Genomic DNA, 19,136 nt, shown 5'->3' on the forward strand with positions numbered 1-19,136 from the left:
CGAAAGTCTAGGACGGCGCGCCGCGTCCGCGCCCGCGACACAGTGGGGACGCTCGCGACCGCCATCCTTTGGATGATCTTGTCTGAGTATATGGACGGGCGCCGAGCGTCAATTCGACCTCAGCGCCGCAGCGCGGCGTCTCCCCAGGTGACCGGATCGGCGTTCCCCTGCCCGCTTGTCCGGGCGACCAGTTCGATCAGCTTCACGCCCGAGACATCGACGTCCAGATCCTGCGGCGCCTGACCCCATTTAGCCGGTTTCGAGCGCGCCAGCAGCTTGCCGTCGCCATAGACCTGGAAGGTCACCGGACGGGTCTTGTCGACGGCCGAGTCGTCGACCCCGACGCTGGCGGTGAAGCGACGGAAGCCGGTGTTACGGACCTCCAAACGCGAGTTGGCCAGGACGCCGACGCCCGTGTCGAAGGTGCGGCCGGCGATCGCCAGTTCCTGGTCGAAGGGCGTGCGGTCGGCTTGCGCGCCGCCCCAGCCGCCATAGCGCGGCCGCTCGCCAAAGCCGCGCGTGTTGCGCCACGGCAGCGGCGCGCGATGGACCATCGGATCGGCGATTGGCGTGACGACGCCATCGACGGCCGGGTTCACGGCGCCGGGCTGCTCGGACAGGAAGATACCATCGGCCAGTCGGCGGGCTCCCTTGGCGCGGAACAGCAGGGTCTGGCGTGGCTCCAGCTTGAACTTGCGCTCGCCCTGGAAGCGGACCTGCTCGCCGCTCCAGAGGTTGGTGAGGTCGATATCGGCCTTGGCCAGGAACTTCAGCTGCTCGGCCGTCAACACGACCTCGAGCGGCGCGGAGGTGCGGTTGAAGATCGCCGCGGCCTTGTCACCGCTCGCCAGGGTCTTCACGAAGATCGAGACGTCGTCGGAGTCGTAGGCCAGCACCGCCTGGTTGCCTGCCGGATCCTGGTTCAGCGCGATGACGTCCTTCGCGCCGAGGATCTCTAGCAGCGCCGGCGAGGCCTGGCGAAGGTCGTAGCCGATCAGCAGCGGCGCATTGACCATGGCCCATAGCGCGAAGTGCGACCGCGCCGCCTCGATATGGCTGACGTCGAAGTCGCCCTTGCCGACGAACAGCATGTCCGGATCGTTCCACGTGCCCGGCTGGGCGTAGAGCGCGCGGCGCGAGACGGTGTCGAGGTTGTGCAACATCCGGCCCCAGGTCGGCGAGATATCCTCGCTGGTTCGCGACATGGCGCCAACGTCCTTGCCCCACGACCGCACGTCGGCCGAGCCCCAGATGCACAGCGAGAAGACGAAGTCGCCGTCCGGATTGTGCTTATCGAGCGCCCGCCCGACCTCCTCGTAGAGCGCGCGGACCTTGACGATGTCGGTGCGTCCCAGGGAGTCGATGTCGATGATCGGCTCGAAGGCGCGATACTGGCCGGCCTGGACCCGCTTGTCGCTTGGGGGCAGGCCGCGCACGCCGCAGCCGTCGACCTTGATCAGGTCAAAACCCCATTCGGCGAAGTAGAGGGCGATGTCCTGGTCGACGTGGCCATGGAGCCCGACCTCGCGCTCGGCGACGTTGCCCTCGGGCTGGTTCGGGAAGGTCGAAGTGAAGACTTGGCCGCAGCTGTTGCGGCCGATGTCCGAATAGATGCCGGCCTTCAGCCCCATACCGTGCAGGCGGTCGGTCAGCGGGCGGAAGCTGGTCGCGCCATCTGGTGTCGCCGCGGACGGGAAGCGGGCGGCGCGGGCGATCATCCGGCCGTCCGACTCTCGCCGCTTCAGCCACCAGCCGTCGTCGAGGTTCACATAGCGGTAGCCCTTGGCCGCGAGGCCAGTGTCGACCAGGGCCTGGGCCGAGCCCATGACCTTGTCCTCGTCGAGGTCGCTGGTGAAGGCGTTCCAGCTGTTCCAGCCCATCGGCGGAGTCTGGGCCGCGGCGCGGCTATAGGCGCTCCAGCGTCCGTTCGCGGCCAGCGGATCGGCCAGGACGCCAGACGCCGAGGCCAGAAGAACCACGGCCAGGGCCGCGCCCATATAGGAACGCCGTTTCATACGCATACTCCTCGAAACTTGGTCGCTACGCTCAGCGGGCCTGGAACGACAGGTTCTTGCCGAAGAACGGCAGGACATGATCCTGGAACCGGGTCGCCACGTCGCTGGTATGATCGCCGGGATAGATCTCGAAGCTGTTGGCCAGGCCGTAGCGATCGAAGACCTCGTGCAGCTTGGTCGCGTCGTCCTTCAGCCCGTCGCGGTCGCCGACGTCCATCGAGATCGCCTTATAGCGGCGCAGGGCGCCGATATACTGATCGACGAAGGCCAGCGGCGCGTTTGCCGCCCACTTAGCCAGGACATCGGTCCGCACCGCGCCGTTCTCGACCGGCAGGTCCAGATAGAGCGGCGGACGCGTCGGATTTGGCGACCAGGCCGCGGCCGTGGCCAACTGGGCGCGGAGACCCCAAGGCAGCTTCGTGGTCTCTTCCGGCGTTTTGATCGCGGCCAGGGTCGCGGCGGCTTCCGGATCGACCTTTCCCGGCTCGCGCGGCGACAGGCAGCACGGGCTCATCATGTAGAGCGCGCCGAACACGTCGGCGTGGCGCATGCCGATGCGGCTGGCGCCGTAGCCGCCCATCGAGTGGCCGACCAGGCCCCGGCTCTCGCGCTTGGCCAGGGTGCGGTAGTGCTGGTCGACATAGGCCACCAGGTCGCGCGAGACGAAGGTCTCGAAATCGCCCGTGGTCTGGGAGCTGGAATACATCGAGCCGTTGTGCAGCGTCTTGCTGTCGGGCAGCACGACGATCATCTCGGCGACGCCCTTGCCGAAGGCTCCCTCCACGGTCTGTGGCACGTGGATCTCGCGGCTCCACTGCTCGGCGCCGATCGAGTAACCGTGCAGGGCGTAGACGACGGGATAGCGTTTCTTCGGGTTGGCGGCGTAGCCGGGCGGCAGGACGACCAGCACTTCGCGATCGGCGCTCTCGCCCTCGAGATTGCCCTCGATCGCCACGGAGTGAACCTTGATGCGCTCGATATTGACCGGCTTGGCCCCCGCCACGACGGGCGGCGCCTTGGTGCCGACTTGGGCCAAGGCCGCCGCGGGCGTCGCCAGCACGCAAGCCGCCATCATGAGCGCGCCAATGCGGCCGCGGCGGGCCATCTGTTTCGAGTCGCGCTGGTTCTCCGCCGTCATCCCGTCCTCCCTGGCCGCCGCCTGAGCGCATCGCTCGGCGATCTCGATGTGAGCGTTGCCTTTTGTCCGCTTAAACTGGATGGCGTCAATCGCCTTTTCCCGCGACCACCCTGACGTCGAACCGCCTGCGATCCGTCTAAAACGCGCGTTTTCACACAAAAATCGGACTCGCCCGCCACGCTTCGCCGACCTATGGTTGCTCAAAATAGACAGAGTAATAGGGAGGGTTCGATGCGTTATAGACTGATCGCCAGCGCCTGCGTGGTCTGGGCTCTGGCGGGCTCGGCGAGCGCCGCGCCGACAGCGCCGATCAAGGTGGATATCGACGGGGCGCGCCGTTCGGCGGCGGTGACCAAGTACGAATACGGCATGTTCATCGAGCCCATCGGCGGCTTGGTGGCCCGCACCCTGTGGGCCGAGATGCTGGATGATCGCAAATTCTACTATCCGGTGGTTCCGCAAGCGCGGGACGTCCCGCCGCCGCTGAACGCCGAAGGCCGGCCTGGTGTCTCGTACCGCAAGTGGCGGCCCATCGGCGGCGATGACGTCGTGGTGATGGACACCAAGGCGCCTTACGTCGGCGCGCAGAGCCCCGTCGTGACGGTGGACGCCGCCAGCAAGCGTGGCTTCTCCCAATCCGGCATCGGGCTGGCCAAGGGCAAGCGCTATGACGGCTATGTCCAGCTCTCGGGCGATCCTGGCGCCAAGGTCGAGGTCGCCCTGGTCTGGGGCCCCGGCCCGAGCGACCGCCAGACGATCGCCCTGGCCGCGCCGGGTACGGACTGGAAACGCGCCGATTTCAGCTTCACTCCGACCGCGGACGCCGCGGACGCGCGGCTGGAGATCACCGGCCAGGGCCAAGGCCAGTTCAAGGTCGGCGCGGTCTCGCTGATGCCTTCGGACAACATCCGCGGCTGGCGCGCCGACACGACGGCCATCGCCAAGTCGCTGAACTCGGGCTTCTGGCGTCTGCCGGGCGGCAACTTCCTGTCCGACTGGGACTGGCACGGCGCGATCGGGCCGCGCGACAAGCGCGCGCCGATGTTCGACCATGCCTGGAGCGCCATGCAGCCCAACGACATCGGCATGGACGAGTGGCTGGACCTGACGAAGATCATCGACGTCGAGCCCTACATCACCGTCAACGCGGGCCTGGGCGACGCCAACTCGGCGGCCGAGGAAGTGGAGTACATCAACGGCCCGGCGACCAGCACCTGGGGCGCGAAGCGCGCGGCCAACGGCCATCCCGAGCCCTATCGTGTGAAGTTCTGGAACATCGGCAACGAGCCCTACGGCTGGTGGCAGATCGGCAAGACCACGCTCGACTACTACATGATCAAGCACAACCACTTCGCCGCGGCCATGCGAGCGGTGGATCCCAGCATCACCCTGATCGCCTCGGGCGCGATGCCCGACCAACTGCACGCGCGCGACGTCAAGGAGAACTCAACGCTGGAAAGCATCGCCCACAAGTTCGGGACCGAGGAGGATTGGACCGGCGGCTTCCTGGCCAAGGCCTGGGGCAATTTCGATGGCATCTCCGAGCACTGGTACGACCGGCCCGAGGAGCGTCCCAACGCCCCCGCCGACATCGAGCTGATGGAGTGGGCCCGCTCGCCCTCGAACCACGTCCGCATGAAGGCCGAGGAGTGGAAGATCTACCAGTCGCGCTTCCCAGCGATGAAGGACAAGAACATCTTCCTGTCGATGGACGAGTACGCCTATTTCGGCCAGCTCAATCTGAAGTCCTCGCTGGCCTACGCGATGGTGATGCAGGAGATGCTTCGGCACACCGACTTCCTGACCATGTCGGCCTTCACCACGGGCGCTTCGACCATGGACATTACCCCGACCACGTCGGTGATGAACGCCACGGGCCTGGTGTTCAAACTCTATGGCGAGCGGTTCGGGACGGGGGTGACGCCGCTGGCGGTTGATGGTCAGTCGCCTCAACCCGCGCCGAAATATGTGGTCGGCTCGGCCCATCCCCAGGTCCGCGCCGGCAGTTCCACCTATCCGCTGGATGTGATCGCGGGCCTCAGCCCCGACGGCAAGGCGCTGAGGATCGGGGTGGTCAACGCCACCTTCGACACCCAGACGGTCGCCCTGAACCTGAAGGCGCTCAAGCCCAAGGCCGCCGGCCGCCAATGGGTGCTGACGGGCGCGTCGCTGAAGGCCGAGAACAAGGTCGGCCAGCCCGCCGGCGTGACGATCGCCGAGAGCGCCGCCAAGCTGTCCGGCGGTCGCCTGACGGCGGCGCCGACCTCGGTCACGGTGTTCGAGTTCCCGCTCGACGGGCGGTGAACCTGTAGGGAGGGCGTCGGCCGGTCCGGCGCCCTACCCGCCTCGCAGCGTCCGCATCACGAAGGCGCGGATCCGGCCGTAGGCGTCGCCAGCCAGCGAACCCAGCGCGCCGCGCTTTTCTTCCGGCAAGTGCGCCAGCGGATGGCCGTCGGGCCGGAAGACATAGTGGTCGAAGAACGCGCGCCAGGCCTTGCGCTCCGCTTCGGGGCGCTCGGCCAGGGTGATCATCGCCAGCATCATCGCCGCATAGGGCGCGTCGGGCCCCGTCGCGAAGCCGTCCCACCAGTAGTTGACCAGCAGGTTGCGCGGCTCCAGCGCCTCGACCTGGTGCCACCAGAGCTTGGGCAGGTAGAGGCCATCGCCGGGCGCGAGCTCGACGACCAGGGCGCGCGCCTTGGCCGCGGCGAAGCGCGGATAGCGCGGATCGTCCGGCGCGGCGCCGGCGGCCAGAGCGACCGGCTGGCCCGCCATGGTGTGGTCGATCGGACCGACATAGAGGTCGCCGATCGCATCCGGCGGATAGAGCGTGAAGCGCCGGCGCCCCGCCACCACGCAGGCCAGGTTGTCGAAGGCGTCGTAGTGGCAAGCGACGTGGCTGGCGTTGCCCAGCCAGAGCCTCGGCCGGGCCGTGGGCGGTAGAAAGCTCGCCGGGTTCTCGGCCGCGAACGCCGGGACGTAGTCGTCGGCCGGCAACGAGCCCAGATAGACGCTATCCAGGCTTTGATCCGCGGCGGACGCCTCGATGCGCCGCAGCCCTCGCTTGAGCGTCAGGGACTCGCGCTGGAAGTTGAAGCCCTCGAGGTCCCGGCCATAGTCGTAGCGTCCAGCGATGGCCGGCGCGCCAATAAAGGCCTCGCCGGTCCGGCCCGCGTCCAGCCGCAGCAGGTAGGCCGCGAGGCTGGCCCAGCCCTCCTCCGCCCTTTGGCTAACCGGCCAGGCCCGGCAGACGCCACGCAGCAGCACCGGTTGGCACGGCGCCATGATCTCGCGATTGAACGCCGCCGGGTCCAGGCCCGCCAGCGCCTCGGCCTCGACGACGCGCAAGGGCGTCGTCTGGTCCGCCGTCACGCGGCCAGCCTGTCGTTGCGGAGCGCCGCCAAGCGGGAGAGCTGCTTCAGCGAACCGGCCATGGCGTGGATAAGTTGCAGGCGGCCTGTCCGGAAGAGATCGAGCGCCGCCGCGTCGTCCAGCTCGCCCAGCGAGTCCAGGCTGACCGTGTAGAGTCCGCCGAGGCTCAGACCGCGGCCGTCGTCGAACGAAAGATCGATGTCGATCGGCTCGACCAGTTTGTGGGCCAGCAGAGCCTGAATGAAGGCGTCGGTCTCGGCGACGCCGGCTTGCAGGCGGGCTAGGGCCTGCTGAACCCGGCGCGCGGCCTGCGCGGGCTGACCGTCGCTTTCGAACAGCGAAGTCCCCCGCCCCGTCGCGAAGCGCGGATGCGACGGATCGACCAGGACCTCGCCCTCGGGCCCGATGAAGAAGCCTTGGCGCTCAAGGTCCAGGGGCTGGAACAGACGCGCGCCGCCCTCGGTGGCGTCCAGCAGGTTCTCGCCCGGCTCGAAGCCGAACATCGCGCCGGCGTAGAATTGGCCGGTCTCGGCGTTCTTGGTCAGGAAGATCGGACAGACGGCCGCGGCGGCTCCGAACTCCGACGCCACGATCTGAACGAAGTGCGGTCGTCGACCGGGCAAGTCGCCCAGGCGCAGGCCCGCGTGGTCGTTGGCATTCAACTGTTCCAAGTCCGCCAAGGCTTCCTCCCCTTGCCCCTTGTTGTCGGGACGATACCTCAACCCACGATCACACGCGTGAAATTTCGCGGCAATAATAACACCGACAAAATATCCATTGATACCGCTACCTTTGCGCGTTACCGTCCTCGCATAACAACAATATATAGGGAGGACTAAGATGCGCCAGGATCGCACAAGGCTGCCTAAACCCCCTCTCTGACAAAGAAATTCGAGACGCTGACGCGATCTCGGATCACCCGGCTCTGTTCGCCGGCAAAGAGTCATCCATAACCTCAGGAGGGGAAACGATGAGAGGGACTAGTTCTAGTAACCTGAGTAAAATCAGGCGATCAGGCGCATCCAAGGTTGCGCTGGCCAGCGCCTCGAGTCTGCTGGCCTTGACGGTGTTCGGTGTCGCGCAAGCGTCCGAACGGCCGTCTGACGAAGCCATGGCCACCGCCTCGGCGCTGAACGCGCCAGTCGAGGCCGAACCCCAGGCGGGCGGTCAGAGAGCTTCCGAGTCCAGCGTCGTGGAGCAGGTGATCATCACGGGCTTGCGCGGCTCCCTGCAGCGTAACCTCGACATCAAGCGCTCGTCGCCGGGCGTGGTCGACGCGATCTCGGCCGAGGACATCGGCAAGTTCCCGGACGCCAACGTCGCCGCGTCGCTGCAGCGTCTTCCGGGCGTCTCGATCCAGCGGTCGGGCTCACGCGGCGAGCCGCAAGGCATCACCGTCCGCGGCTTCGGCGGCGACTTCAACGAAACCCTCTACGACGGCCGCCGGATCTCGACGGCCACGGGCGGGCGCTCGGTGGACTTCAGCACCGTCGGCGCGGACTTCGTGGGCGGCCTCAGCGTCTACAAGACGCCGGACGTCACGCTGTCGAGCAGCTCGATCGGGGCCACGGTCAACGTCGCCTTCCCCAAGCCGTTCGACAAGCCGGGGCGGCGCATGGCGGTCACCGCGTCGGGTTCGCTGCAGGATGACGCCGGAAAGATCGTGCCCACCGTCGGCGCGCTGTTCAGCGACACCTTCGCCGACAACAAGTTCGGCATCCTGGTCGATGGCATGTACACGCGCCACGACACCCAGACCAACCGCGTCTACATCAGCGGCTGGCCGGGCGGCTACTATAGGCCCTGCCAACTGACGGCCGCCTGTACGCCCGAGCAATTGCAGACGCAGGGCAAGACGGTTCTCGGCTGGTTCGAACAGCAGGCCGGCGCCAGCCAGATCTATACCAAGGATGAGCGGATCGACGGCCGCATCGCCCTCCAATGGGCGCCGGTCGACGGGGTCACCGTCACGCTGGACGACAACTATTCGCGCCAGAGCATCCGGGCCGACAACTTCGGCTACGGCATCTGGTTCAACCAGGATGGCCTTCGCAACGTCAAGCTTGACCCGAACGGCACCACGGTCGACTTCACCCAGGCCGGATCACAGACCGACTTCACGGCCGGCACGGACCGTTCGGTGCTGCGGACCAACCAGACGGGCCTGAACGTCAAGTGGGAGATGTCCGAGAACCTGAGCTTCGAGGGCGACGCCAGCTACGCCAAGAGCTGGCTCAACCCGGGGGGCGAGGTGACCAGCGACGGCGCCGACGTCGGCTACGGCTTCGGCATCGGCCCGTCCTTGGGCATCAGCATCAACGGCGGCAGCAAGAACACCCTGCCGGTCCTGCACGACTACGGCCCCAACGGCGATGGCTCGCGGTGGGCCGACATTTCGGTGATCGGTTCGCACGTGGTCGTGCGTCAGGCGCAGCAGAACACCGATGTCGTCAAGCAACTACGGTTCACCGGCGCCTGGGAGCAGGACGGCTTCCGGATCAAGGCCGGCGGCACCTATCTGGAGGATCGCTTCCAGTTCCAGCAGAAGAACACCTTCGTCAACAACTTCTGGCAGGCCTATCCGGGCTACGGCCCGGCGTCCGGTCCGAACGGCGGCGTCATGGTTCCGGCCAGCCTGTTCACCGAGCGCGTCAGCACCAAGAACTTCATCCCAGGCTTCGACGGCGCCCTGCCGCCGTACCTGCTGAAGTTCGACGCCCACGCCTATCAGGCGTTCCTGAGCGGCCTGGGCAACCCGCAGACCAAGAACATCCCCGGCTTCAACTACGGCGGGGGCGGCGTCGGAACCCAGTTCACCGGCGCCTTCGACATGGCGTTGGACAACGGCAGTATCCGGGACATCACCGAAAAGACCTGGGCGCTGTTCGTGAAGGCCAACTTCGAGGTCGACGTGGCCGGCATGCCGTTCCACTTCAACGCCGGCGTGCGCGAGGAGAACACCCACGTCACGTCCAAGGGCTTTGGCCAGGTGCCGACGGCGATCACCCGTAGCGCCGGCGATCCGACCCTGCTGACCGTGACGCTGAGCGATCCCCAGGCGGTCTCGACCAAGAGCAACTATTCGTACCTGCTCCCCAGCGTCGACATGAAGCTGGAGCTGACCGAGAGCATCCACCTGCGTCTCGACGCCTCGCGGACCCTGACCCGTCCCAGCCTGAACCTGCTGACGCCCGTCGCCAGCGTGGGCACGGGCCAGCGGGTCGGCGCCCTGACGGCCAGCGGCGGCAGCCCCTCGCTAAAGCCCTATCTCGCCGACAACTTCGACGCGGCGGTGGAGTGGTACTACAAGCCGAACTCGTACGCGGCGGTGAACGTCTTCATCAAGGACGTCAGCAACTTCATCGTCGGCGGCACCACGCGTCAGACCATCAACGGGGTCATCGACCCGAGCACCGGCCAGCCGGCGATCTTCGCCGTGACCCAGCAGGTGAACGGGCCCGAAGCCACCGTGCGCGGTGTCGAGTTTGCCTGGCAGCACGTGTTCGGCGACAGCGGCTTTGGCTTCAACGCCAACGCCACCTTCGTCGACACCAACAAGCCCTACGATCCGAAGGACATCTCCCAGAGCGGCTTCGCGATCACCGGCTTGGCCAACTCCGCCAACCTCGTGGCCTTCTATGACAAGAACGGCTTCGAGGCGCGGGTGGCGGTCAACTACCGCGAGGAGTACCTGCGCGGCTTCGGTCAGAACCAGAACACCGGCGCCTTCGGCTCGGAACCGACGTTCGAAAACCCGAACCTGCAGGTCGACTTCTCGACCAGCTACGCCCTGACCAAGCAGATCAACCTGTTCTTCGAGGCGCTCAATCTCACCAACGAGACGCAGAGCACCCACGGACGGTTCGATAACCAGCTGCTGGACGTCTTCGCGTACGGACGCCGCTACACGGCTGGCGCGCGCTTCCGCTTCTAGTTGCACTCCCCCTGGCTGGGAGCGTCAATGGCGCTCCCAGCCGTTCTTTTTCAGCGTTCGATCCATGGTCCGTCCGGTCAAGAACATCGTCATCGTCGGCGGCGGCACCGCCGGCTGGCTCACCGCGGGCGTGATCGCCGCCAAGCACAAGGCGCGGCAGGCCTCGGGCTTCACCGTCACCCTGGTGGAGTCGCCCAACACGCCGATCATCGGCGTTGGCGAAGGCACCTGGCCGACCCTGCGCACGACCCTGGCCAAGATCGGGGTCTCCGAAACCGACTTCTTCCGCGAGTGCGACGCGGCCTTCAAGCAAGGGGCCAAGTTCGCCCGCTGGACCACCGGCGCCGAAGACGACGCCTACTACCATCCGCTGGTGCTGCCGCAGGCCTTCTCGCAGGTGAACCTCGCGCCGCACTGGCTGGCCCACGGCGGCGACGTCAGCTTCTGCGACGCGGTCTGCCCGCAAGGCGTGCTCTGCGACGAGGGCCTGGCGCCCAAGACGATCGCCAGCGCCCAGTACCAAGGCGCCGCGAACTACGCCTACCACCTGGACGCCGGCAAGTTCGCGCCGTTCCTGCAGCGGCACTGCACCGAAAAGCTGAGCGTGCGCCACGTCCTGGCCGACGTCCAGCGCGTTGACCTCGCCGAGGACGGCGACATCCGCGCCATCGTCACCGAGCAGGCCGGCGAGATCGAAGGCGATCTCTTCGTCGACTGCACCGGCTTCCGCTCGCTGCTGCTGGGCGAGGCCCTGGGCGTGCCGTTCAAGGACTGTGGCGACGTGCTCTTCTGCGACACCGCCCTGGCCATCCAGGTCCCTTACGAGAGCGAGAACAGCCCGATCTCGACCCACACCATCTCGACAGCCCAATCGGCCGGCTGGATCTGGGACATCGGCCTGCCCACCCGGCGCGGCGTCGGGCATGTCTTCTCCAGCCGCCACATCTCCGACGCCGACGCCGAGCGCGAACTGCGCGCCTATATCGGCCCAGCGTATCGCGACCTGCCGGTGCGCAAGATCGCCATCCGCTCGGGCCACCGCGAGGTCTTCTGGAAGCGCAACTGCGTCGCCGTGGGCCTGGCCGCCGGCTTCCTGGAGCCGCTGGAGGCCTCGGCCATCGTGTTGATCGAGCTGTCGGCCAAGCTGATCGCCGAGCAGATGCCGGCGTGCCGCGAGGTGATGGACGTCATCGCTGGCCGCTTCAACGCCACCACCCAGTACCGCTGGGGCCGGATCATCGACTTCCTGAAGCTGCACTATGTGCTGAGCCAGCGGAGCGACACCGCTTTCTGGCGCGACAACCGCGACCCGGAAACCATCCCCGAGCGCCTGTCCGACCTCTTGCGTCTCTGGCGTCATCAGCCGCCTTGGCTGCACGAGGAGTTCGACCGCGTCGAAGAGGTCTTCCCGGCCGCCAGCTACCAATACGTGCTCTACGGCATGGGCTTCCGCACGGAGGTCGAGCGCGAGGCCCTGGCCGACGAGGCAGCGTTGGCCCAGCGCGCCCTGCGCGAGAACGCCCTGCACACCGAGCGCCTGCGCGCCACCCTGCCCCGGCATCGCGACCTCATTCGCAAGATCGTCGAGCACGGCCTCCAGCCGGTCTGAGCGCCTTCGGTCGACACCATTCAAGTTTTCAGTTCGAGGGGAAATTCATGTCTAGGTCTTCACGGCGCCGTCTGGGCGCGAGCACGGCGCTTTGCCTCAGCCTGGTCTTGGGCCTGGCGCCGCTCGCCCAGGCTCGGACCGCCTCCCCGCCCCGCCAGAAGGCCGACCAGATGGCCGCCGAGCTGGTGGCCAAGATGACCACCGAGGAGAAGCTGGACCAGCTGCTCAACACCGCTCCGGCGATCCCGCGCCTGGGCGTGCCCGCCTACAACTGGTGGACGGAGTCGCTGCACGGCGCGCTGGGCTCGCTGCCGACGACGAACTTCCCCGAGCCGATCGGCCTAGCGGCCACCTTCGACACCGCCCTGGTGAAGGACGTGGCCGGCGCAATCGGGACCGAGGTGCGCGGCCTGCACACCCTGGCGCGGGCCACTGGCCGGATGGGCCGCATCGGCACGGCGCTCAACACCTGGTCGCCCAACATCAACATCTTCCGCGATCCGCGCTGGGGCCGGGGCCAGGAGACGTATGGGGAAGACCCGCATCTCGCCGCTCGCATGGGCGTGGCCTTCGTCGAGGGCGTGCAAGGACCCGATCCCGACCTGCCCCAGGTGATCGCCACGCCCAAGCACTACGCGGTCCACAGCGGGCCGGAGTCCACGCGGCACCACGCCAATGTCTACGTCTCGCGGCGTGATCTCGAGGACACCTACCTGCCGGCCTTCCGCGCCGCGATCGTCGAGGCCAAGGCTGGCTCGATCATGTGCGCCTACAATCGCATCGACGGCCAGCCGGCCTGCGCCAGCGACATGCTTTTGAAGGACTACCTGCGAACCGCCTGGAAGTTCGACGGCTACGTCGTCTCCGACTGTGACGCGGTCAAGGACATCAACGACCACCACAAGTACGCCCCCGACGCCGCGACCGCCGCCGCCGCCGCCGTCCGCGCCGGCGTCGACAACGAGTGCAACGGCTCGACCCTGACCGACACGGCGGGCCTGTCGCACCGCTATCGCGACGCGTTGCAACAGGGCCTGATCACGATCGGAGACGTCGACCAGGCCTTGGTGCGGCTCTATTCCGCGCGCCTGCGCGTCGGCGACCTGCCGGGCGTGCGCCCCGTCGACACCGCGCCCAAGGCGCCGACGGCGGTGATGACGCCCGAGCACGAAGCCCTGGCCCTCGCCGCGGGTGAGAAGAGCCTGGTCCTGCTCAAGAACGACGGCCTTCTGCCGCTGAAGCCCGGCCTGCGCGTCGCGGTGATCGGCCCGCTGGGCGACGCCACGCGCGTGCTGCGCGGCAACTATTCCTCGGCCCTGTCGGCGCCGCCGATCTCGGTCGTCGAGGGCCTGCGCCGCGCCCTGCCCGGCGCCAAGGTGGCCTACGCCCCGTTCGGCCCCTCCTACACCGACGGCGACAAGGTCCCGACCTCGGCCTTGCGCGCGCCCGACGGCAAGCCGGGCCTGCTGGCGCGCTACTACAACCCGACCGAGACGCCACCCAAGCGCTTCGAGCCCGGAACCTTCGGCGATATCGTCGCCAAGATGCGCTACGCCGACCAGCCGGTCGTCAGCCGCGTCGAGGCCAATGTGGCCGCTCGCAGCCTCGATCTGCCCGGCGTGCTCGACCACCATCGCGTGATCTGGACCGGCTTCCTGGTCCCGCCCGAGACCGGGACCTATCGCCTGGGCCTGACCGGCTTCAACGGCGAGATGAAGCTGGACGGCGAGCCGTTCGCGGACCTCAAGAAGTCCGGCTGGGGCAGCCTGCCGACCATGAAGACCATCAAGCTGGAGAAGGGCCGCCGCTACGCGATCGAGGTCATGTCGGAGGCCCACGCCCTGTCTGGCGTCGATCTCGTCTGGAAGCGCGTGGCGACCGACCCGACCGCCGAGCTGAAGGCGGCCGCCGCCCAGGCCGACGTGCTGGTCGCGGTGGTGGGCCTGACCTCGGACCTCGAGGCCGAGGAGTCGCCGGTCGAAATCCCTGGCTTCAAGGGCGGCGACAAGACCACGCTCGACATCCCCGCCGACCAGCAGGCGCTGCTGGAGCAGGCCAAGGCGCTGGGCAAGCCGCTGGTCGTGGTGGCGATGAACGGCAGTCCGCTGAACCTCTCCTGGGCCAAGGACAACGCCGCGGCGATCCTGGAGGCCTGGTATCCGGGCCAGTCCGGGGGCCTGGCCATCGCCAACGTCCTGACTGGCAAGACCAACCCGTCCGGCCGCCTGCCCCTGACCTTCTACAAGTCGGTCGACGACCTGCCGCCGTTTGGCGACTACCGCATGGACGGGCGGACCTATCGCTACTTCGCCGGCCAGCCGGTCTATCCGTTCGGCCACGGCCTCAGCTACACGCGGTTCGACTACGCGCCGCTGAAGGTCGAGCCCGCCCAGGGCGACGCCGGCCAGGGTCTGCGGGTCACCACCACGATCCGCAATGTCGGCTCCCGCGCCGGCGACGAGGTCGCCCAGCTCTATCTCGACTTCCCAGAGGCGCCCGGCGCGCCCCGTCTGGCTCTGCGCGGCTTCCAGCGCGTCAGCCTCAAGCCCGGCGAGGCCAAGTCGGTGACCTTCTCGCTGTCGCCCCGCGACTTGAGTTCGGTGGACGCGGAGGGCATGCGCCAGGTCACGACGGGGCGCTATAAGGTCAGCGTCGGCTCGGGTCAGCCGGACACCGGGGTCCCTAGCCGTTCGGCCGAGTTCGCGGTCGCCAAGGCCGTGGCCCTGCCGAAGTAGGAGAACGACTTGAGGATCCATGCTCTTCTCGCGAGCGCCGCCGTCCTGTCGCTCGCGACCTCGGCGGCCGCGGCCCCGATCGTCGACGGGGCCCTGGGCGATCGCGCGGTGCTCCAGCGCGGCCGGCCCATTATCGTGACCGGCAAGGCCCTGCCCGGCGAGACGGTCTCGGCCAACCTGGCCGGCAAGACCGTCAGCGCCCAGGCCGACAAGGCCGGGCGCTTCCGTCTGACGCTTCCGGCGCTTGAGGCCGGCGGTCCCTATCGGCTGCTGCTGGACGCGCCCAGCGGCCAGCAGGTCATTGACGACCTGCTGATCGGCGACGTCTTCCTGTGCTCGGGCCAGAGCAACATGGAGATGACGACGGAGCAGTCGCAGAACAGCTTCCAGATCTACGGAGCCAGCGACCCGCAGATCCGTCTGATGACGGTCCCCAAGCGCCTGGCCTTCGCGCCGCGGGACAAGCTGGACGCCCCGCCCGCCTGGTCCGCCGCGACGCCGGCGACGATCGGCAAGTTCTCGGCGGTCTGCTTCTACATGGGCCAGTCCCTGCGCGAGACGACCAAGGCCCCGATCGGCCTGATCCACGCCAGCTGGGGCGGCTCGCGCCAGTCGGCGTGGCTCTCGCCCGAAGGCTTGGAGATGGTCGGCCTGGGAGAGCCCGCCAAGACCCTGGCCCTCTACACCCGCGACACGGCGGCGGCGGAAAAGGCCGCGGCCAGCCAGTGGGAGACCTGGTGGCGCGACACCTCCGGCCTCGCCCAGGGGCGCGAGCCCTGGCGCGACGACACGGGCCTGGCTTGGAAGCCCGTCCCCGTCGTCGGCCCCTTCAGCCGCTGGGGCCTTCCCGAGATGAAGGGCTATCTCGGCATGGTCTGGTTCCAGACCGAGATCGTGCTGACCGCCGAGCAGGCCCGCCAGGCCTCGGTGCTGAACATCGGCGCGATCGACGACGCGGATCGCACCTGGGTCAACGGCCAGCCGGTCGGCGGAACCAGCCTGGGCCGCGCGCGCCAGTATCGCCTGAAGCCGGGCGTGCTGCGCGAAGGCCGCAACGTCATTCTGGTCAACGCCGACAACGTCTATGCCGACGGCGGCATGCTGGGGCCAGCCAGCGCGATGCAACTGCGGTTCGACGACGGGACCAGCCTGCCCCTCGACCAGGGCTGGCGGTACGCGCCCGCCGGACGCTCGACATCCAACGCCCCGCGCTCGCCGTGGGACGACATCAACGGCGCGGGCACGCTCTACAACGGCATGATCGCGCCGCTGGGCCCGGTCGGGTTGGCGGGCGTGGCCTGGTATCAGGGCGAGTCCGACACCGGCCTGCCCGGCTATGACCGTCGCCTGTCGGCCATGCTGAAGGACTGGCGCGCGCGGTTCGAGACACCCAACCTGCCCTTCGCGATCGTGCAGCTGTCGGCCTATGGCGCCACCGCCAAGCGGCCGGCGGAAAGCGGCTGGGCGGGCGTGCGCGACATCCAGCGCCGCGTCGCCGAGGCTGACGGACACGCGGCCGTGGTGGTGACGATCGACCACGGCGATCCGCTGGACATCCATCCCGGCGAAAAGCAGGAGGTCGGCCGTCGCGCCGCCCGCGCCATGCGCGCCGTGGCCTTTGGCGATGCCATCGCGCCGTCAGGCCCGCGCATCACCTCGGGCGCGCGCGACGCCGGCGGCGGCGTGACCCTGACCTTCAAGGATGTCTCGGGCGCCCTCGCCGCCCGCGGCGGCGGCGTGGCGATCGGTTTCGAGCTCTGCGGCGCGGGGATCTGCCGCTACGCCAACGGCCGCGCCCAGGGCGACAAGGTGGTGTTGAGCGGCGACGGTCAGCCGGTGGACCGCGTTCGCTACGCCTGGGCAGACAGCCCGGTGGTCAATCTGTTCGATGACGCGGACCAACCGGTCGGTCCGTTCGAAATCCCTGTGCCCTAAGGCCGGGAACGGCCGCCGCCCAAACGAGCGGCGGCCGCCAGAGCGCTACTTCTTGCTCATATAGCCGTGCATGGCCATCCAGCTTGCATAGGCGTCGAACCAGCCGGTGCTGGTGGTCTTCTTCTTGTACATGCCAAAGCCGTGGCCGCCCTGTTCGTAGAGGTGGAACTCGACGGGACGCTTAGCCGCGCGCCAGCTCTCGATCAGGCCAAAGCCGCTGTTGCCGAACAGCGGATCATCCGCCGCCAGGGCGAAGAACATTGGCGGCGCGTTTGCCGGGACCGTCGCCGGCGCCAGCGAGCCGTAAATCAGGCCGATAAAGGCCGGCTTGGCGTCCTCGACGGCCAGGGTCGTGGTCAGGGTCAGCATGGCGCCGGCCGAGAAGCCGACCATGCCGATGCGGTCGGGATCGACGTGCCACTCGGCCGCGCGCGAGCGGATCAGGGCGAAGGCCGCGCGGGAGTCGGCGAGTTGCGGCTCCAGCGCCTTGACTGCCGACTGCGGGTCCATGCGCGGCGCGCGGGCGACGCCCGAGAACATCGCCTTCATCGACGCCTCGAAGCCGGGAATGTCGGCCGGCGTCTGATTCAAGCGGTACTTCAGGACGAAGGCGGCGACGCCCTTGTCGGCCAGGGCCTTGGCGACGTCCCAGCCCTCGTTCTCCATCGACAGGGTGCGGAAGCCCCCGCCCGGCGCGACGATCACGGCCACCCCGGTGGCCTTGGCCGGATCGGGTAGGAACGGAGTCAGGGTCGCGACCGTCACGTTGCGGGCGAAGACGCTGCCGTACTGGCTGTGCCAGCTCTCGGCATTCGCCGCGCCGGGCAGCGGCCCGGTGTTCAGGGTGATCGCGTTCGGCTGAGCCGGGATCGCGATCGGCGTCATCTTGTCGTTTTGCGCCGACGCCGGCGTGGCCAAAAGCCAGGCCATCGCCAGGCCCGTCGCCACGGCTCCCGCGCGGCCGCCTCTCTTGCCGAAGAACCCCATATCGTTCTCGCTCCCAATGTTTCTTGTTCGACCGCTTGTGGCGCGGCTCTAGATTACTCCTACAAATTCTGAAGCGGCTGTCACGACGATTGTTAGCGGTCCCATCAATTTGTGGGTCGCATGGTCCTCGCGGCGAACCTAGGCGCGAGCCGGGTCGCCGATCGCCCAGTCGATCACGTCGCCCTCATAGGCATCCGCGCCCCGCCCGATGGCCGCGATGGCCGCGCTCATGGTGCCGCCGCGATCGAGGATGTCGTCCGCCAGGGAGACCATCAGGGGGTTCGGCGTGGCTCTGGGCGAGGCCTCGCGCAGGCGTGTCGCGATCGCGCGCTCCTCCCCCGCGGAGCCCGCGGCGCAGGCCAGGATATAGGCCGCCGCCGGTGAGCGACTGACGCCCGCGTAGCAATGGACGAGCAGCGTCCCCGCCGCTGGAAGTTCGCGCCCCAAGTCCATGATCGCGCGGATCATCTCGGCGCTCGGCGCCACCAAGCCCGGGCGGGGTTCGGCGATATCGTTGAAGCGCAGAACCGTCGTGGCGACGCGCCGCGCGGCCACCACGGCGTCCGGCGAGACCAGCGTCAGCACGTGGTCGACCGGCTCCCGCTCCAGCAGCGCCTCGACAGCCGACCCCGGGCACACGATCAGCCTCACGCCAGCGCCGCCAGGCCGAGCAGGAAGCCGACCTCGAACACCTGCTCGACCGCGCCGAGCACGTCCCCGGTATGGCCGCCGATAAGGCGAACGGCGGTTCTAGCCAGCGCCAGCGCCGCGATGGCGCCCAGCGCCAAACCCAGTCCGGCGGCGGGCGCGGGCAGAAGCAGCAGGGGCCAGGCCGCGATGACCAGGGCCACGATCACCTCGCCGGTGCGCGCCCCCATCGGCGTCGGCTTCCATTTGCCGGCCTCGCCCGAAGGCGCGTAGGGCGTCGTCCGCATCGCGACGACGGACGCCGCGCGACCCACGCCATGCGCCGCCAGCAAGGCCAAGGCGCCGAGCTGAGCCGACAAGGTCGATAGCACCGCGACCTTCAGGCCCAGCGCGATCGCCAGAGCACAAACGCCATAGGTCCCAATGCGACTGTCCTTCATGATCTCCAGGCGTCGCTGGGCCGTCTGCCCCCCGCCGAGCCCATCGGCCGTATCGGCCAGGCCGTCTTCGTGAAAGGCGCCCGTGATCAGCAAACCCAAGCCGATCGCCAGAACGGCCGCCACGCCCGCGCCCCAGACGTGGAACCCCAGCAAGAACGCGCCCGCGGAGATCGCGCCAACACCCTGCCCCACCAGAGAAAAGTATCGCGTGGCTCGCGTGATCCAGTCGCTCTCGAAGCCGGTCAATGACGGTGTCGGGATCCGCGTGAGGAACTGCACGGCGCAGAGCAGAAGCTGAGCCTGACGCCATAGCCAGGTCATGG

The 19,136-nt window shown here is 68.2% G+C and carries 12 protein-coding genes; 5 read left to right on the forward strand and 7 right to left on the reverse strand.

Annotated features, from left to right (window positions below; genetic code table 11):
- Positions 1–119: 119 nt before the first annotated feature.
- Together J2728_RS09835 and J2728_RS09840 are read right to left on the reverse strand one after the other, a co-directional pair.
- A complete protein-coding gene (locus J2728_RS09835) occupies positions 120–2,015 on the reverse strand; it encodes an NPCBM/NEW2 domain-containing protein (protein ID WP_309998707.1) in 1,896 nt (631 codons plus the stop codon).
- Between the two features lie 31 nt (positions 2,016–2,046).
- Positions 2,047–3,087, reverse strand: coding sequence for an alpha/beta hydrolase (locus J2728_RS09840; protein WP_404979749.1), 1,041 nt, complete (start codon positions 3,085–3,087; stop codon positions 2,047–2,049).
- A gap of 297 nt (positions 3,088–3,384) precedes the next feature.
- Between J2728_RS09840 and J2728_RS09845 the strand changes: the two genes are divergently transcribed.
- Positions 3,385–5,457, forward strand: coding sequence for an alpha-L-arabinofuranosidase C-terminal domain-containing protein (locus tag J2728_RS09845; protein WP_309998710.1), 2,073 nt, complete (start codon positions 3,385–3,387; stop codon positions 5,455–5,457).
- 33 nt (positions 5,458–5,490) lie between these two features.
- On the opposite strand, the gene J2728_RS09850 is transcribed toward J2728_RS09845, so the two are convergent.
- The gene (locus tag J2728_RS09850) at positions 5,491–6,525 is read right to left on the reverse strand and encodes a cupin-like domain-containing protein (protein WP_309998711.1); all 1,035 of its coding nucleotides are present in this window, start codon (positions 6,523–6,525) and stop codon (positions 5,491–5,493) included.
- Positions 6,522–7,205 (reverse strand): SapC family protein, encoded by a 684-nt coding sequence (locus J2728_RS09855; RefSeq protein ID WP_309998713.1) that lies wholly within the window; start codon positions 7,203–7,205, stop codon positions 6,522–6,524. The genes J2728_RS09850 and J2728_RS09855 overlap by 4 nt, the downstream gene beginning before the upstream one ends.
- A 431-nt stretch (positions 7,206–7,636) precedes the next feature.
- Between J2728_RS09855 and J2728_RS09860 the strand changes: the two genes are divergently transcribed.
- The 4 genes from J2728_RS09860 (at position 7,637) to J2728_RS09875 (ending at position 16,738) form a co-directional block, all read left to right on the forward strand.
- A complete protein-coding gene (locus tag J2728_RS09860) occupies positions 7,637–10,459 on the forward strand; it encodes a TonB-dependent receptor (protein WP_309998715.1) in 2,823 nt (940 codons plus the stop codon).
- A 64-nt stretch (positions 10,460–10,523) separates the two neighbouring features.
- Entirely contained in the window at positions 10,524–12,068 is a 1,545-nt protein-coding gene (locus J2728_RS09865) for a tryptophan halogenase family protein (RefSeq protein ID WP_309998717.1), read from the forward strand.
- Positions 12,069–12,115: 47 nt separating this feature from the next.
- Complete coding sequence (locus J2728_RS09870) at positions 12,116–14,803, forward strand: glycoside hydrolase family 3 C-terminal domain-containing protein (RefSeq protein ID WP_309998718.1); 2,688 nt, start codon at positions 12,116–12,118, stop codon at positions 14,801–14,803.
- Positions 14,804–14,812: 9 nt separating this feature from the next.
- Positions 14,813–16,738, forward strand: coding sequence for a sialate O-acetylesterase (locus tag J2728_RS09875; protein ID WP_309998719.1), 1,926 nt, complete (start codon positions 14,813–14,815; stop codon positions 16,736–16,738).
- 45 nt (positions 16,739–16,783) lie between these two features.
- Here J2728_RS09875 and J2728_RS09880 read toward each other — a convergent pair whose 3' ends face one another.
- The 3 genes from J2728_RS09880 to cobS form a co-directional block, all read right to left on the reverse strand.
- Positions 16,784–17,725: an alpha/beta hydrolase gene (locus tag J2728_RS09880; protein WP_309998720.1), complete on the reverse strand. Its 942-nt coding sequence runs from the start codon at positions 17,723–17,725 to the stop codon at positions 16,784–16,786.
- Between the two features lie 138 nt (positions 17,726–17,863).
- Positions 17,864–18,376 carry a tyrosine phosphatase family protein gene (locus tag J2728_RS09885; protein ID WP_309998721.1) on the reverse strand — a complete coding sequence of 171 codons (513 nt, stop codon included), beginning with the start codon at positions 18,374–18,376 and terminating at the stop codon, positions 17,864–17,866.
- Positions 18,373–19,134: an adenosylcobinamide-GDP ribazoletransferase gene (cobS, locus tag J2728_RS09890; RefSeq protein WP_309998722.1), complete on the reverse strand. Its 762-nt coding sequence runs from the start codon at positions 19,132–19,134 to the stop codon at positions 18,373–18,375. The genes J2728_RS09885 and cobS overlap by 4 nt, the downstream gene beginning before the upstream one ends.
- Between the last annotated feature and the right edge of the window lie 2 nt (positions 19,135–19,136).

This window comes from Caulobacter segnis (assembly GCF_031454995.1).
Classification (GTDB): domain Bacteria; phylum Pseudomonadota; class Alphaproteobacteria; order Caulobacterales; family Caulobacteraceae; genus Caulobacter; species Caulobacter segnis_E.

What these genes read in the sequence shown, in the direction of transcription:
- J2728_RS09835 (WP_309998707.1), bottom strand. Translation starts at nt 2,015, where the DNA reads ATGAAACGGCGTTCCTATATGGGCGCGGCCCTGGCCGTGGTTCTTCTG.
- J2728_RS09840 (WP_404979749.1), bottom strand. Translation starts at nt 3,087, where the DNA reads ATGGCGGCTTGCGTGCTGGCGACGCCCGCGGCGGCCTTGGCCCAAGTC.
- J2728_RS09845 (WP_309998710.1), top strand. Translation starts at nt 3,385, where the DNA reads ATGCGTTATAGACTGATCGCCAGCGCCTGCGTGGTCTGGGCTCTGGCG.
- J2728_RS09860 (WP_309998715.1), top strand. Translation starts at nt 7,637, where the DNA reads ATGGCCACCGCCTCGGCGCTGAACGCGCCAGTCGAGGCCGAACCCCAG.
- J2728_RS09865 (WP_309998717.1), top strand. Translation starts at nt 10,524, where the DNA reads ATGGTCCGTCCGGTCAAGAACATCGTCATCGTCGGCGGCGGCACCGCC.
- J2728_RS09870 (WP_309998718.1), top strand. Translation starts at nt 12,116, where the DNA reads ATGTCTAGGTCTTCACGGCGCCGTCTGGGCGCGAGCACGGCGCTTTGC.
- J2728_RS09880 (WP_309998720.1), bottom strand. Translation starts at nt 17,725, where the DNA reads ATGGGGTTCTTCGGCAAGAGAGGCGGCCGCGCGGGAGCCGTGGCGACG.
- cobS (WP_309998722.1), bottom strand. Translation starts at nt 19,134, where the DNA reads ATGACCTGGCTATGGCGTCAGGCTCAGCTTCTGCTCTGCGCCGTGCAG.